Consider the following 15,234-nt stretch of genomic DNA (forward strand, 5'->3'; position numbering starts at 1 on the left):
AGATTGCTTAATTTGCTATTTTGATGTAAAATAATTAGGATACCAAAACTGGGGTTATAATGTATATTTTGATACTAAGAGAGATTAGGAGTTTACTGTAATGGATATTGTGAATGAAAAGTGGCCGGAAATTATCGAGCATCTCAGGGTAGAGCACGAATTATCCAATGTCTCATTTACTACCTGGATACAGCCGTTGAAAGTATATGAGATTATTGACAACACCGTGTATATACTGGTGAATATGAACGCAAGCGTTGAATATATTGAAAAGAAATACCTTCTCCCTCTGAAAGTATGCATTTCTGAAGTTACGGGGATTGACTATGAAGTCATATTTTTGTCGGAGGATGATTCCAGAATCGGCGAAATCCGCAGCATGTCTGCAGATGCAAGTCATAAGAAGAGAACCAAGACTGCAAGCGAGAAAGCAGGATTGAATCCCAAGTATACCTTCGATACCTTCGTGGTAGGTGGGAACAATAATTTTGCACACGCCGCCTCCCTTGCCGTGGCGGAATCCCCGGGAGAAGTATATAATCCCTTGTTTTTATATGGAGACGTCGGTCTTGGGAAGACCCATCTGATGCATTCCATCGCTCATTTTATATTGAATAGGAACCCGAAAAAGAAGGTTCTCTACGTTACAAGCGAGACATTTACCAACGAACTGATTGAAGCCTTGAAAAAAGGTAAGACCGCCGATAATGAATCTGCCATGGCTCAATTCAGGGACAAGTACCGCAATAACGACGTCCTGCTGATTGACGATATCCAGTTCATCATCGGCAAGGAGAGTACGCAGGAAGAGTTTTTCCACACGTTTAACCATCTGCATACCTCTGCCAAACAGATTATTATTTCCAGTGATAAGCCTCCTAAGGATATTGAGACACTGGAGGCAAGACTCCGTACCCGGTTCGAGTGGGGCCTGATTGCAGACATCTCTGCGCCTGACTATGAGACAAGGATGGCAATCTTACGCAGGAAGATTGAGCTGGACCATCTGGACAGGTACAATATTCCGGAGGAGGTTCTGACATATATTGCCGAGAACATCAAATCCAACATCCGGGAACTTGAAGGCTCGCTTAACAAGCTGATTGCCCTCTATAAACTGAACAACCCGGAAACCATCGATATCCCGCTGGCTGCCGAGGCTTTGAAGGATATCATATCTTCTTATAACAATAGAGTCGTAACGCCGGAGCTGATCCTTGACATCGTATCCGACCATTTTAATATTACCATTGCAGATCTGAAAGGAAACAAGCGGAGCGCAAGCATCTCCGTACCAAGGCAGATCTGCATGTACCTGATGCGTACTCTAACCGAGACGCCTCTTCAGGCAATCGGCATCATCCTTGGAGGAAAGGATCACTCAACGATTAAGTACGGTGTAGAAAAGATTGAAAAAGGTATTGTGAAGGACGAGACCCTTAACAATACCATCAGTATTATTATGAAAAAGATTAATCCCGCTTAATGTGAATAACATTGTGGACAACTTAGGGATAATGGGGAATAACTGTTGGAAAATTATTTTCTAAGAAACAAAAAAGTTTTTTAAGACAAGTTTTCACCACAACTTCCACATCTTGTCTCACTAAAATCCACACAGTTATTCTTGCGGAAAACACTGTTAAATTCTGGGGTTTCCGTGGTTTTCCACTTTTCCACAGCCCCTAATAAGAAGAAGACGGAAATTTATGATAGATAAATGTATCCGTCCGCGCCTGAAAGGAGTTTTACACATATGAAGATTATCTGCAGCAAAGCAAATCTTTCAAAAGGAGTCAGCACTGTATATAAGGCTGTACCCTCTAAGACCACCATGCCAATTCTGGAGTGTATCCTGATTGACGCTACGAACGATATTATCAGATTGACAGCAAATGATATGGAACTGGGAATACAGACGGATATAGAAGGAGAGATTGTGGAGAGAGGCATGATTGCCATTGATGCAAGGATATTCTCCGAGATTGTACGCAAACTTCCTGATAATGAGATTAAGATTGAGACAGATGAGAATCTCAGGATGACGATTACTTGTGAGAAAGCGAAGTTTGATTTATCCGGGAAGCCGGGGGAGGAATTTTCTTATCTCCCAATTATTGAGAAAGATGAATCTATAGAAATATCTCAGTTTACTTTGAAAGAAGTTATTCGGCAGACCATCTTCTCCATTGCGGATACGGAGAGCAACAAATTAATGACGGGCGAATTGTTCGAGATTAGAGGGAACGTGCTTAGAGTTATCTCTCTTGACGGACACCGTATTTCTATCCGCAGGATTGAATTGAAGGATGAAGTAAGCGATAAAAAATTAATCGTTCCCGGTAAGACATTGATTGAAGTCAGCAAGATTCTGTCGGGCGAGGCGGAGAGCATGGTTTCTATCTCTTACACCAGCAACCACATTGTATTTGAGTTTGACAATACGGTAGTGGTGTCCAGACTGATTGAGGGGGAATATTTTAGGATTGATCAGATGTTGTCTAACGACTATGAGACGAAGGTCAGAATCAATAAAAGAGAGTTATTGAACTGTATCGATCGGGCGACGCTTCTCGTGAAGGAAGGGGACAAGAAGCCGATTATCATCAATATCGGCGACGAGGTGATGGAACTAAGGATTAAGTCCCAGATTGGCTCAATGAATGAGGAGATTTTTATCAGCAAGGAAGGAAAAGACCTTCTGATTGGTTTCAACCCTAAGTTCCTGATAGACGCCTTACGTGTCATCGAGGACGAGGAAGTAACTCTATATCTGATGAATGCAAAGGCGCCGTGTTTCATTAAGGACGATGAGGAGAGTTATATTTACCTGATTCTGCCTGTAAATTTTAATGCGGCTGCGTAGAGAGGAATAACAAGTGGATGTTGTAAGATTGAGAGATGAGTATATTAAGCTCGGGCAGGCTTTGAAGGCCGCCGGGCTGGTCGGCTCCGGCGCGGAGGCGAAGGAAGTCATTGTGGAGGGTTCTGTCAAAGTCAACGGCGAGACGGATACCAGGAGAGGGCGGAAGCTATACGCCGGAGATGTTATCACTTTTAACGGGGAAGAAGTGAAAATTGAAAATTAGGTCTTTGAAGCTAAAGAATTACAGGAATTATGATCTTTTAAAACTTGATTTTGATGATGCTGCCAATATATTCTATGGGGATAATGCACAGGGCAAAACGAATATTTTAGAGGCAGTCTATCTTTCCGGAACCACCAAGTCCCATCGGGGGGCAAAGGATAGGGAACTTATCCGTTTTGGGAAGGATGAGTCCCATATCGAGGCTGTGGTGGAAAAAAATGGTATTGATTACCAGCTTGATATGCATTTGAAAAAGAATGGGGCGAAAGGGATTGCCATTAACAAGATGCCGATTCGCAAGGCAAGCGAATTGTTCGGCATTGTGAACCTTGTGTTTTTCTCTCCGGAGGACTTGAATATCATTAAGAACGGCCCTTCCGAGAGAAGGAGGTTCATTGACATGGAGTTATCCCAGCTTGACAAGGTCTATCTGAGCAATTTGTCCAATTACAACAGAATCGTGAACCAGAGGAATCATCTTCTAAAGGAGATGGGTCCGGAACATGACGGGAAACTGAAAGATACCCTGGAAATCTGGGATATGCAGTTGATCCGGTATGGAAATCAGATTCTGGAGAGAAGGGAAAAATTCATACAGGAGATAAACGATATCATTTTTTCGATTCATAGAAAGCTTACTGGCGGACGGGAAGAGATTCAAGTAATCTATGAGCCCAGTAACGGGAGTCTTACGTTAGAACAAGCATTATCAAAGAACAGGGAAAGAGATATACGGATAAAGAGTACATCGGTGGGACCCCACAGGGACGACATCTGTTTTATGGCCAAAGAACTGGACATCAGACGTTTCGGGTCGCAGGGACAGCAGCGGACTGCCGCGCTTTCGCTGAAGTTATCTGAGATTGAGCTGGTAAAACAGGCAGCAAGGGATACGCCTGTTTTATTACTTGACGATGTATTGTCTGAACTTGACAAACATAGGCAAAACTATCTATTAGACAGTATAAATGATATACAGACATTGATTACCTGTACAGGGGTAGAGGATTTTGTAAATCATCGTTTCTCTATAAACAAAGTGTTCCATGTCCATAACGGACAGGTAACGAATGAAAACTAGGAGGAGAAGAATGAGTACAGAGAAGGTACAGCATGAATATGGTGCGGATGAGATTCAGATATTGGAAGGGCTTGAGGCGGTAAGAAAACGTCCTGGCATGTATATCGGAAGCACTTCATCGCGCGGACTTCACCACCTTGTGTATGAGATTGTGGATAACTCTGTGGATGAAGCGCTGGCGGGTTTCTGTGATACGATATTTGTGACTATCAATCCGGATAATTCGGTTACGGTTCTGGATAACGGAAGGGGAATCCCTGTGGGAATCAACCATAAGGCTGGGCTTCCGGCAGTGGAGGTGGTGTTTACCGTTCTCCATGCGGGAGGAAAGTTCGGAGGCGGCGGATACAAGGTGTCCGGAGGACTTCACGGAGTTGGGGCTTCTGTCGTTAATGCGTTGTCTAACTGGCTGGAGGTCGAAATCTACCATGAGGGGAAAATATATAAGCAGCGTTATGAACGTGGAAAAGTTGTGGAAAAACTGGCGGTCATTGGGGAATGTGAGCCGGAGAGGAGCGGGACCAAGGTTGTGTTCCTGCCGGACGACACGATTTTTGAAGATACGGTGTTTGATTACGATGTGCTGAAACAGCGTTTCCGGGAGATGGCATTTCTGACCAGAGGACTTAAAATCGTGCTGCGGGACGACAGGCCGGACGACGGCGCTATTGAAAAGACATTTCACTATGAAGGCGGCATTAAGGAGTTCGTGGCGTACCTGAATCGGAGCAAGACGGCTCTCTACGAGGATATTATCTACTGTGAGGGAATGGTCAACAATGTATCGGTCGAGGTGGCGATGCAGCATAATGATTCTTACAGTGACAATACGTATGGATTCGTGAACAATATTACAACGCCGGAGGGCGGAACCCATGTGGTAGGTTTCAGGAATGCTCTGACGAAGACTTTTAACGATTATGCGAGAAAGAATAAATTATTGAAGGACAGTGAGCAGAACTTGTCAGGGGAGGACATCCGGGAAGGGCTGACTGCGATTATCAGCGTCAAGATTGAAGATCCTCAGTTTGAGGGACAGACGAAGCAGAAGCTTGGCAACAGCGAGGCAAGGGGAGCGGTTGACAGCGTGGTAAGCAAGCAGCTTGAGATTTATTTGGAGCAGAATCCTACGGTTGCAAAGCTGACGGTGGAGAAGTCGGTGATGGCGCAGCGTGCAAGGGAGGCGGCAAGGAAAGCGCGGGAACTGACCCGGAGGAAGTCAGCGCTTGACGGGATGTCTCTTCCTGGGAAATTGGCGGACTGTTCAGACAAAGACCCGACGAAATGTGAGATTTATATCGTTGAGGGAGATTCTGCCGGGGGTTCTGCCAAGACCGCAAGGGATAGGGCGACTCAGGCAATCCTTCCGCTTAGGGGGAAGATTCTGAATGTGGAGAAGGCAAGGCTCGACCGCATTTACGGAAATGCGGAGATTAAGGCGATGATTACGGCATTTGGGACGGGTATCCATGATGATTTTGATATTTCAAAGCTTCGTTATCACAAGATTATTATCATGACGGATGCCGATGTTGACGGCGCCCATATCAGTACTCTATTATTGACGTTCCTGTATCGTTTTATGCCTGATTTGATCAAAGAAGGATACGTTTATCTGGCGCAGCCGCCTCTTTATAAGCTGGAGAAGAATAAGAAGGTATGGTATGCGTACAGCGACGAGGAGCTGGATGGTATCTTAAAGGACGTGGGGCGTGACGGGAATAATAAGATTCAGCGTTACAAAGGGCTTGGAGAGATGGATGCGGAACAGCTCTGGGAGACGACCATGGACCCGGAACACAGGATTCTCTTGAAGGTAACAATGGATGAAGAGACGACGTCTGAGCTTGACCTTACATTTACCACGCTGATGGGGGATAAGGTGGAGCCGAGACGTGAATTTATCGAAGAGAACGCCAAGTATGTGAAGAATCTGGATGTATAAGAGGTATATAACATGGAAGATAATATTTTTGATAAAGTTCATGAAGTTGATTTGAAAAAGACGATGGAAAACTCCTATATCGACTATGCCATGAGTGTTATCGCTTCGCGTGCGCTGCCGGATGTGCGGGACGGTCTGAAACCGGTTCAGAGAAGGATTCTTTACTCTATGATTGAGCTGAACAACGGTCCGGACAAGCCACATAGGAAATGTGCCCGTATCGTCGGTGATACCATGGGTAAATACCATCCCCACGGTGACAGTTCCATTTATGGAGCATTGGTCAATATGGCTCAGGAGTGGTCTACCAGATATCCGTTGGTGGATGGTCATGGGAATTTTGGTTCTGTGGACGGGGACGGAGCTGCGGCCATGCGATATACGGAGGCAAGGCTTAGTAAGATTTCCATGGAGCTGACGGCAGATATTAACAAGAATACAGTTGATTTTGTGCCGAACTTTGACGAGACGGAGAAGGAGCCTACGGTTCTGCCGGCAAGATTCCCGAACCTTCTGGTCAACGGTACGTCGGGGATTGCTGTCGGTATGGCGACGAATATCCCGCCCCATAACCTGCGGGAGGTCATCAATGCGGTGGTCAGGATTATTGACGACCAGATTGAGGATAAGGACGAGACGACCATCGAGGAGATTCTAAAGATTATCAAAGGGCCGGATTTCCCTACGGGGGGAATGATTCTTGGTACAAGAGGAATCGAGGAGGCATACCGCACCGGGCGGGGGAAGATTCGTGTCCGCGCCATTTCGGATATTGAATCCATGCCCAATGGGAAGAGCCGGATTGTGGTTACGGAACTGCCCTATATGGTGAATAAGGCGAGGCTGATTGAGAAGATTGCAGAGCTTGTTAAGGATAAGAAGATTGACGGGATTACGGAACTAAGCGACCAGTCCAGCCGGGAAGGGATGCGGGTGGTCATTGAGCTGAGGAGGGATGTGAACGCCAATGTCATTCTGAACCAGTTGTATAAGCATACCCAGCTTCAAGATACATTTGGCGTGATCATGCTTGCCCTTGTGAATAACCAGCCTAAGGTCATGAACCTTTTGGAGATGCTGAACCATTACCTGCGGCATCAGGAAGAGGTTGTTACCCGCCGTACCCAGTATGAGCTGAACAAAGCGCAGGAGAGGGCGCATATCTTAGAGGGATTGTTGATTGCCCTTGATAATATCGACGAAGTGATCCGTATTATCAGAGGTTCCCAGACAGTACAGGCGGCAAAGACTGAGTTGATGGAGCGTTTCGGACTGACGGACGTGCAGGCACAGGCGATTGTGGATATGCGTCTGCGTGCTTTGACAGGTCTGGAAAGGGAGAAGCTGGAGAAGGAATACAGCGAGCTGATGGAGCAGATCAGCAGGCTGAAGGCGATTCTTGCGGACAGGAAGTTGTTGCTTGGCGTGATTAAAGAAGAGATTATTGTAATACGGGATAAGTATGGTGACGACAGACGGACGGCAATTGGGTTCGATGAATTTGATATTTCCATGGAGGACTTGATTCCTAAGGAGGACGTGGTCATTACGATGACGAAGTTAGGCTATATTAAGCGTATGTCTAACGATACCTTTAAGTCCCAGAACCGGGGCGGCAAGGGGATTAAGGGGATGCAGACCTTAGAAGAGGATTATGTGGAAGAGCTGTTCATGACCCATACGCATCATTATATCATGTTCTTTACCAATACGGGACGGGTGTACCGGATGAAGGGCTATGAGATTCCGGAGGCGAGCCGGACTTCCAGAGGGACGGCGATCGTGAACCTGCTCCAGTTGATGCCGGGTGAGAAGATCAGCGCCGTTATTCCGATTGATGAGTACAGGGATGGCGAGTATCTGTTCATGGCAACGAAGAAGGGGCTTGTGAAGAAGACTCCGATTAAAGAGTATGCGTTTGTGAGGAAGACAGGGCTTGCGGCGATTACTCTTAGGGAGGAGGATGAGCTGATTGAAGTGAAGTATACCAACAGTGATCAGGAAGTATTCCTTGTGACCCGGTATGGGCAGTGTATCCGTTTTGACGAGAAGGATGTAAGGCCTACCGGAAGAAATTCTATGGGTGTACGGGGAATGAACCTGTCTGACCGGGACGAGGTCATTGGTATGCAGCTTAGCTCTCAGGGCAGCGGCCTTCTGATCGTGTCTGAGAAGGGGATGGGAAAACGTACCCCGATTGATGAATTTACCTGCCAGAACCGAGGCGGTAAGGGTATCAAATGCTATAAGATTACGGAAAAGACCGGTAATGTGGTTGGGATTAAGGCTGTCAGTGATGAGGATGAGATTATGATTATTAATACGGATGGGATTGTCATCCGTATGAAATGTTCTGGAATCTCTGTGCTTGGACGCGTCACTTCCGGGGTGAAGCTGATTAATCTGCAGGAAGGGGATATTGTGGCAAGCATCGCTAAGGTAAGGAAGGGCGATGAGGAAGAAGATGAGGAGATTGTGGAAAATATAGAGGAGAATGACGAGCAAGTTTAGATTCTTGATTTGATTGTGTATTTTGAAACCCATGATCCAAAGGGAAAGTCAGAAGATAGATAGTAAAAACTGCCGGAAATACGTAATAATGTTTCCGGCAGTTTTTTACTTATAGTTCTCTTAATACAATCTCAGCAACCTTTTCTACAGTAGCCTCGACGAACCTGGTACACTGAGCCTTCCTCTCCGGTGAATCCTTTTCCATCCCCCTCGTAAGTACACGGCAGCATGTCCCGCCGCAAGTCTCTTTAAAGTAATCATGGAGTTCGTTGGTAAGTTCAAAGCATCTTCCAATCTTCGGGTCTCCGGGGGTTGTCCGTCCGAAGAAATAACCGATGCACATTGTCCCGCCTGCCAATGCGCCGCAGATACATCCGCCTCCGCCCAGACCCCATGGGAAACCGGAACTCATGGCGATTGCGCTGTCAGGCATGTCCAGTTCAAAATGCTTACGGATGGCATAGATTACGGATTCGGAACAGGCGAAACCCTGATGGAAGATATCAACGGCATCCTTTTTTAACTGTTCCATGTTAATGTTTGTAGTCATTTTAAATATCTCCTGTCTTTGTATTTATTCTTTTATTTTGTCGAGTTGTGAAATAATCTTTGATGATATCTGCTCCGGACAGCATATTATCACCTCTCTTAAAAATGTGTTTATGATGGTTATATTATACCAACAAGTTTGTAAAGTGTAAAGAACAAGTCAAAGAATATTGATAAACGATAAAAATATATTGAATTTCAATAATACATGTGGTATAGTAAGAAAAAAGAAAACGAAAAGAGGATGTGATTACCATATGAATGAACGGTTGATACGATTTACGAAGCTGGTGCTGGATTTTATGTTCTACAGCGGATGGATTGTATTTTTCACGCTCCCGTTAAGTTTAAAGTTTCTTGGGAAACATTATTCTGGCATCATTGATGAATACTTTCTGTTTATGCTTGCAATCTTCGGCGCATCAGGGATATTTGGGATTTTGATTATCAGACAGCTCCGCAGGATGATGAAGACGGTGATACAGGAGTCCTGTTTTGTGTATGAGAATGTGAAGAGCCTGAATACGATGTCCGTTCTAAGCCTTTGCATTGTCATAATGTTTTTTATCAAGATTTGTGTCCTTCCTACTCCGGCAACAGGGGTGATTGTTCTTGTATTCTTTATTGCTTCCCTGTTTTGCGAAGTACTTGCCTATGTATTTGCCAAAGCAGTGAATTACAAAGAAGAGAACGATTTGACGATATAGGGGGTGATGCAGTGGGGATAAAGATTCATATTGACGTTATGATGGCGCGGCGCAAGATTGGGCTTACGGAACTGGCAGGCAAGATTGACATTACTCCGGCGAACCTTTCCATATTGAAGAACAACAAGGCAAAGGCTGTGAGATTTTCCACATTGGAGGCAATATGCCGGGAGCTTGAGTGCCAGCCTGGAGATATTATAGAATATCAGCCTGAGGAGTGAGAAATTAATCAGTGTCATTTAGCAGAAATCGTGCCCGTGGTATAGGGTAGAAAAACTTGAATTATGGAGGTATAGCTTTGATGAAAGAAAATATGCTGATTATGAGGATGCGCGACAATTACAAATATTTTGGAGGATTAAGCCTGATTTATGGATTGATTTTTACCTTCTGTCTATATAAGAATATATCAGGCGTCACATTTCCTGTCTGCGTAGGGGCGACAATTGTTTTTGCAGTATTGTTTATGAGGAAGATTGAATACCGGATTATGAAAAATTCAATTCCTTATATAGCCGGTATGGGGCTGCTTGGAATCTCCTCGGCGTTTACGACTTCAACGTTCATGCACATTTTTAATATTGTCGGGATATTATTTTTGTTCATGGTTTTCATGATTCATCAGTTTTATAATGACTATTTGTGGAATTTTCCTGCTTATTTCCAGAGGATTCTCATTCTGTTGGGAACGACGGTGCAATCTGTACCCTATCCTTACTGGCATGGAGGGTGGTTTTTCAGCAAGAATAAAGATATCAGAAAAAATAATACATTTATTGCCATAGTAATTGGGTTTGTTGTGGCAATGGGAATCCTGTGTGTGACTCTCCCTCTTTTGCTGAGTTCGGATATTATGTTTTCAAAATTGTTTGGAGAAATATTGGATTATATTAATTTCGCTACTTTATTCTGGGTCAGCCTGACGTTTATTATCGGATTCACACTTCCATATGCCTTTTTTACCGCTCTTTGCCGGTATAATTTCCCGGAAGGAAAAGAACGGAAGATGAAGTTTTTTGATCCTGTGATAGGAATTACATTTACAAGTATTGTCAGTTTGATTTATCTGGTGTACTGTGCGATACAGGTTATGTACTTATTTATGGGAATGAGCGCGGGGCTGCCGGAATATGTGACGTATGCGGAATATGCAAGAGGAGGATTCTGGGAATTATTGTTTGTCAGTATCATTAACTTTATCATTATTTTGCTGTGTATGTATCTGTTTCGGGAAAATGCAGCTTTGAAAATAATTCTTACCATTATGTGCGGATGTACCTTTGTGATGATTATATCTTCTGCATACCGGATGAAAATGTATATTGGGGAGTATAACCTTACCTTTTTGAGGATTCTTGTGCTGTGGTTTTTGATTGTGCTTGCGCTGATTATGATTGGAATGGTCGTGAGCATATATAAGAAAAAGTTTCCGTTGTTCCATTATATCATTGCAGTGGTTTCTGTGTTGTATATCGGATTTTCATTTGCAAGGCCGGATGTAATCATTGCGAAATATGATATTGAGCAGTGGAAGAATACGGATAGCCAAGATTTCTTTTATCTTATGTATGAGACGATGTCGATTGATGCGGCGCCGGAGATAGCCAAGATTGATTTGGACGATAAGAAGTGGAGCAAGGTACAGAATGAATATCTAAAGCAGAGTATGTACAATTATTTTCTTTATATTTCTCAAGACAATGAAGACATCTATTTCAGGAAAGCAAATTATTCGAGAATCAGGGCGAAGATGGCGGCTGACAGGTTCTTGGAAGAACATAAAGATTATAACCGCGATAATCATCGTATGTAAGTAAAAAAGCATCCATTTTATATCAAAACGGATATAAAATGGATGCTTTTTTGCTGAAAAGGTTGAGAAATGGATAGAAACATGCTATGATGGAATCAGAAAGACAGATGTCAGGAAGGAAATGATCATATGACAGTACAGGAAATGAAAGAGAGGAAAAAGGAATTAGGATATACTTACGAGCAGATAGCCGAACTTTCAGGCGTTCCGCTTGGGACGGTACAGAAGATATTTAACGGAACGACGGTATCGCCCAGATATGATACGGTTCGGGCGTTGGAGAGGGTATTTAAGGAGAGTGAGGACATGTATGTAAAGGAACCGGCTGCTTGTTATGCTGTAAGGAAGAGACAGGGAGAATTTACACTGGATGATTATTATGCATTTCCGGATGAGAGCAGGGTGGAATTGATTGACGGAGTCATCTATGATATGGCGTCGCCTTCGTCTGTACATCAATTAATGTCAGGATTTATCTATACGAAACTTATGGAAATGATTGCCGCAAGGAGGGGAACATGCCTTCCTATGATTTCTCCGATAGACGTACAGTTGGATTGTGATGATAAGACGATGGTACAGCCGGATGTGATGATTGTGTGCGACAGGACTAAGATTATAAACCGCTGTGTGTACGGCGCTCCGGATTTTATTATTGAAGTGTTGTCAAAGGCGACGGGGAGAAAGGATGCAGTGGTCAAGCTCCATAAGTACATGAATGCGGGAGTTCGGGAATACTGGATTATCGACCCATATAAGAAGAAAGTAATTGCGTATGATTTTGAAAATGAAGGATACCCGGCAATCTATGGATTTGAGTCGAATGTTCCCATCAGGTTTATGGGGGATGGGTGTGGGATAGATTTTGAGGAAGTGTATGAATATGTCCGTTTCCTATATGAAAAATAGAGTTGGTAAAATCCTGTATCTATGGTAAAATGGGGAAGAAATTTATATTTACGATAAGGAGCATTGGAACCTATGAAAAGAATACTGTATATGGTGCTGCGCAATATCCTTCTGGTTCCGTTTATGTGGATGAAACTGTGTTATCATGCATCACATGTGGATAAATATACGGAGGAGCAGCACTATAAGATGTTGAAGTTCATTGTCCGCCGGGCGAATAAGGGGGGCAATGTGACGATTGATGTACATGGGCAGGAGAATATTCCTGCCAAGAACGGGTTTATGTTTTTTCCAAATCATCAGGGATTATATGACGTGCTTGCAATCGTGGATGCATGTCCCAAGCCGTTTTCGGTGGTGGCGAAGCAGGAGGTGGCGCATATTCAATTTCTGAAACAAGTCTTTGCCTGTATGAAGGCCTATATGCTGGACCGGGATGATGTGAGGCAGGCGATGAAGGTAATTGCGAACGTGTCAAAAGAGGTAATGGACGGAAGGAATTATATTATATTTGCCGAGGGAACCCGTTCTAAGAATGGGAATGAGGTGCAGGAATTTAAAGGCGGAAGCTTCAAAGCGGCGACGAAAGCAAAGTGTCCGATTGTGCCGGTAGCTTTGATTGATTCGTTTAAGCCTTTTGATACGAACACCATTAGTCCTGTGACGGTACAGGTGCATTTTTTGGAGCCTTTGTATTATGAGGATTACAAGGATATGAAGACGAAAGAGATTGCTGCGTTGGTGAGGGAAAAGGTAGAGAGGACGATTCGGGAATATTCGCTTCATGGCTAAGGAGTTGTGCAGAAGTGTTGTCGGAAAATACAACATTTCCCGACAACACTTTTTCTTTTGTCAATAAAAATGTATCATCGTCTTGCCAGATTGAACTGGCTGACCAGTTTTTTCAACAAGTCGGCCTGGCTTGATAATTCCTCACTGGCCGCCGCCGACTGTTCTGCCGTAGCCGAATTCGTCTGTACCACACTGGAAATCTGGTCAATTCCAATCGTTACCTGTGCAATGGAATCAGCCTGTTCCTCTGTAGCATCGGAAATCAACGTCATCTCTTCTAATACCTTCTGTGCGCTCATAATAACATCATGAAGCGCTTTATTCGTATCGTTAGAAAGCTGTGTACCTTCTGCCACAGCCCGTACCGTATCATCGATCAACGCTGTCGTTCCCTTAGAAGCTTCTTGGGAACGTGTCGCCAGACTGCGTACTTCATCTGCCACTACGGCAAATCCTTTTCCGGCTTCTCCGGCCCGGGCAGCTTCCACTGCGGCATTCAGCGCCAGAATATTCGTCTGGAAGGCAATGTCTTCAATTGCCTTAATGACTTTATGAATTTCCTGGGACTTTTCTTCAATGGCATGCATGGCGTCCATCATTTGGTTCATGTGGGAAGAGCATATTTCAATCTGGTCATGGGTATACTGATTCTCTTCTTTGGCTACCCGTGCATGTTCCGCTGTGTTCTCCACCTGATTGGATATTTCATTAAAGGATGCCGCAAGCTCTTCCACGGAAGAAGCCTGTTCAGTTGTCCCCTGAGCAAGCGCCTGTGCACTGTTGGAAACCTGCTGGCCTCCGGAATCGACCTGCCTTGCCGCAGTATCAATCTCCGATAATGTACTGTTTAGGTTATCCCTCAAACGGAATATGGAATCATGGATAGAGACGTATTCACCCTGATATGCATCGCTTGCCGTACTTTGGATATCAAAATTGCCTCTGGCCATTTCTGCTAAGCAAATGCTGATGTCTTTGATGATAATGCGGATGTTCTCCGTCATTCTGCGGATACTGTCTGAGAGCTGTCCAAGCTCATCCTGTCCGGAGTAGGTCACTGATATTTGGAAATTGCCGTTCGCCGTTTCCTTTGCGGCTTTCTCGATCTCCTTGAGCGGGCGGACAAAGCTTCTTGTAAGCCTTAGTGCAATCAAAACAGAAATCACAATTGCCGCAACAAGGATTAAGATATTGGTAATTAGAGAAGTACGTGCTTGCTTCGTAAGAGTTTTGGATTGTATATTACCGGCTGTAGATTTTTCTGTAAGCATCGTATTAATCTGCTGGCTCAATTCCTTTGCAAGGGGAGCCGCATTTGCACGGAAATAAGCTGTTGCTTCGTCCGAAGAACGGTCGCTGATACGAATCGTCTCATCACGGGCAACCGTATATTCATCCATCAGATTCCGCAGATCCGCGCAGAATTCCTTGTCTGCCGGTAATGTACAGTCTTGGTCTAATTCGTCCATATCTGCCGCAATACTGGTCACATAAACCTGCAGCTCATCTTTTAGTTCGGAACGCCTGGCAGAATCAGTTTCCTGTATCAGATAGAGTACAGTTGTCCTGTGCGCCTGAAAATCCATGCCAAGCTTGCCGATGTCTCCCTGTAGGAAACCATAGTCCGTCAGGGCATTGCCATATGTAGTATCCATATGGTGCATCAAAAACATACTGGCAATTCCTGCAAGGCTTGAAATCATTACCGCAAGCAAAAAAGACATTAATAGCTTCGTACCGATTTTCATTTTTTTCATATCAATTTCACCTACCCTTTTCGGTTATAATGTATTAAGAATATCACAAAATAGTGGTGATTTCTATATAAATCAGTAAAA

Annotated in this window: 13 protein-coding genes; 11 read left to right on the forward strand and 2 right to left on the reverse strand. The window is 44.2% G+C overall.

Going from position 1 to position 15,234, the window contains the following annotated elements; genetic code table 11:
- Positions 1-100 precede the first annotated feature (100 nt).
- From dnaA to gyrA, 6 genes are all read left to right on the forward strand, one after another.
- Positions 101-1,486 (forward strand): chromosomal replication initiator protein DnaA, encoded by a 1,386-nt coding sequence (dnaA, locus tag AC6I3O_RS00005; RefSeq protein ID WP_497849231.1) that lies wholly within the window; start codon positions 101-103, stop codon positions 1,484-1,486.
- Positions 1,487-1,756: 270 nt separating this feature from the next.
- Complete coding sequence (dnaN, locus tag AC6I3O_RS00010) at positions 1,757-2,866, forward strand: DNA polymerase III subunit beta (protein ID WP_497849232.1); 1,110 nt, start codon at positions 1,757-1,759, stop codon at positions 2,864-2,866.
- Between the two features lie 13 nt (positions 2,867-2,879).
- On the forward strand, positions 2,880-3,089 hold the full coding sequence (locus tag AC6I3O_RS00015) for an RNA-binding S4 domain-containing protein (RefSeq protein ID WP_497849233.1): 210 nt from the start codon (positions 2,880-2,882) through the stop codon (positions 3,087-3,089).
- Positions 3,079-4,170, forward strand: a complete 1,092-nt coding sequence (gene recF / locus AC6I3O_RS00020; RefSeq protein WP_497849234.1) for a DNA replication/repair protein RecF — start codon at positions 3,079-3,081, stop codon at positions 4,168-4,170. Before AC6I3O_RS00015 ends, recF begins: the two co-directional genes overlap by 11 nt.
- Positions 4,171-4,180: 10 nt before the next feature.
- A complete protein-coding gene (gyrB, locus tag AC6I3O_RS00025) occupies positions 4,181-6,115 on the forward strand; it encodes a DNA topoisomerase (ATP-hydrolyzing) subunit B (protein ID WP_497849235.1) in 1,935 nt (644 codons plus the stop codon).
- Between the two features lie 12 nt (positions 6,116-6,127).
- On the forward strand, positions 6,128-8,626 hold the full coding sequence (gyrA, locus tag AC6I3O_RS00030; protein ID WP_497849236.1) for a DNA gyrase subunit A: 2,499 nt from the start codon (positions 6,128-6,130) through the stop codon (positions 8,624-8,626).
- Positions 8,627-8,735: 109 nt separating this feature from the next.
- Here gyrA and AC6I3O_RS00035 read toward each other — a convergent pair whose 3' ends face one another.
- Positions 8,736-9,176, reverse strand: a complete 441-nt coding sequence (locus AC6I3O_RS00035; protein WP_497849237.1) for a C-GCAxxG-C-C family protein — start codon at positions 9,174-9,176, stop codon at positions 8,736-8,738.
- A gap of 256 nt (positions 9,177-9,432) precedes the next feature.
- Between AC6I3O_RS00035 and AC6I3O_RS00040 the strand changes: the two genes are divergently transcribed.
- The 5 genes from AC6I3O_RS00040 (at position 9,433) to AC6I3O_RS00060 (ending at position 13,396) form a co-directional block, all read left to right on the forward strand.
- Positions 9,433-9,882: a DUF2975 domain-containing protein gene (locus AC6I3O_RS00040; protein WP_497849238.1), complete on the forward strand. Its 450-nt coding sequence runs from the start codon at positions 9,433-9,435 to the stop codon at positions 9,880-9,882.
- Between the two features lie 11 nt (positions 9,883-9,893).
- On the forward strand, positions 9,894-10,103 hold the full coding sequence (locus AC6I3O_RS00045; protein ID WP_172490999.1) for a helix-turn-helix domain-containing protein: 210 nt from the start codon (positions 9,894-9,896) through the stop codon (positions 10,101-10,103).
- An 80-nt stretch (positions 10,104-10,183) separates the two neighbouring features.
- The gene (locus AC6I3O_RS00050; protein WP_497849239.1) at positions 10,184-11,695 is read left to right on the forward strand and encodes a DUF4153 domain-containing protein; all 1,512 of its coding nucleotides are present in this window, start codon (positions 10,184-10,186) and stop codon (positions 11,693-11,695) included.
- Positions 11,696-11,824: 129 nt separating this feature from the next.
- Positions 11,825-12,604, forward strand: a complete 780-nt coding sequence (locus AC6I3O_RS00055) for a Uma2 family endonuclease (RefSeq protein ID WP_497849240.1) — start codon at positions 11,825-11,827, stop codon at positions 12,602-12,604.
- A 72-nt stretch (positions 12,605-12,676) separates the two neighbouring features.
- A complete protein-coding gene (locus tag AC6I3O_RS00060; protein ID WP_497849241.1) occupies positions 12,677-13,396 on the forward strand; it encodes a lysophospholipid acyltransferase family protein in 720 nt (239 codons plus the stop codon).
- Between the two features lie 74 nt (positions 13,397-13,470).
- Here AC6I3O_RS00060 and AC6I3O_RS00065 read toward each other — a convergent pair whose 3' ends face one another.
- Entirely contained in the window at positions 13,471-15,153 is a 1,683-nt protein-coding gene (locus AC6I3O_RS00065) for a methyl-accepting chemotaxis protein (protein ID WP_497849242.1), read from the reverse strand.
- Positions 15,154-15,234: the final 81 nt, after the last annotated feature.

The sequence above is a fragment of the Sporofaciens sp. St.21A7 genome (assembly GCF_059728535.1).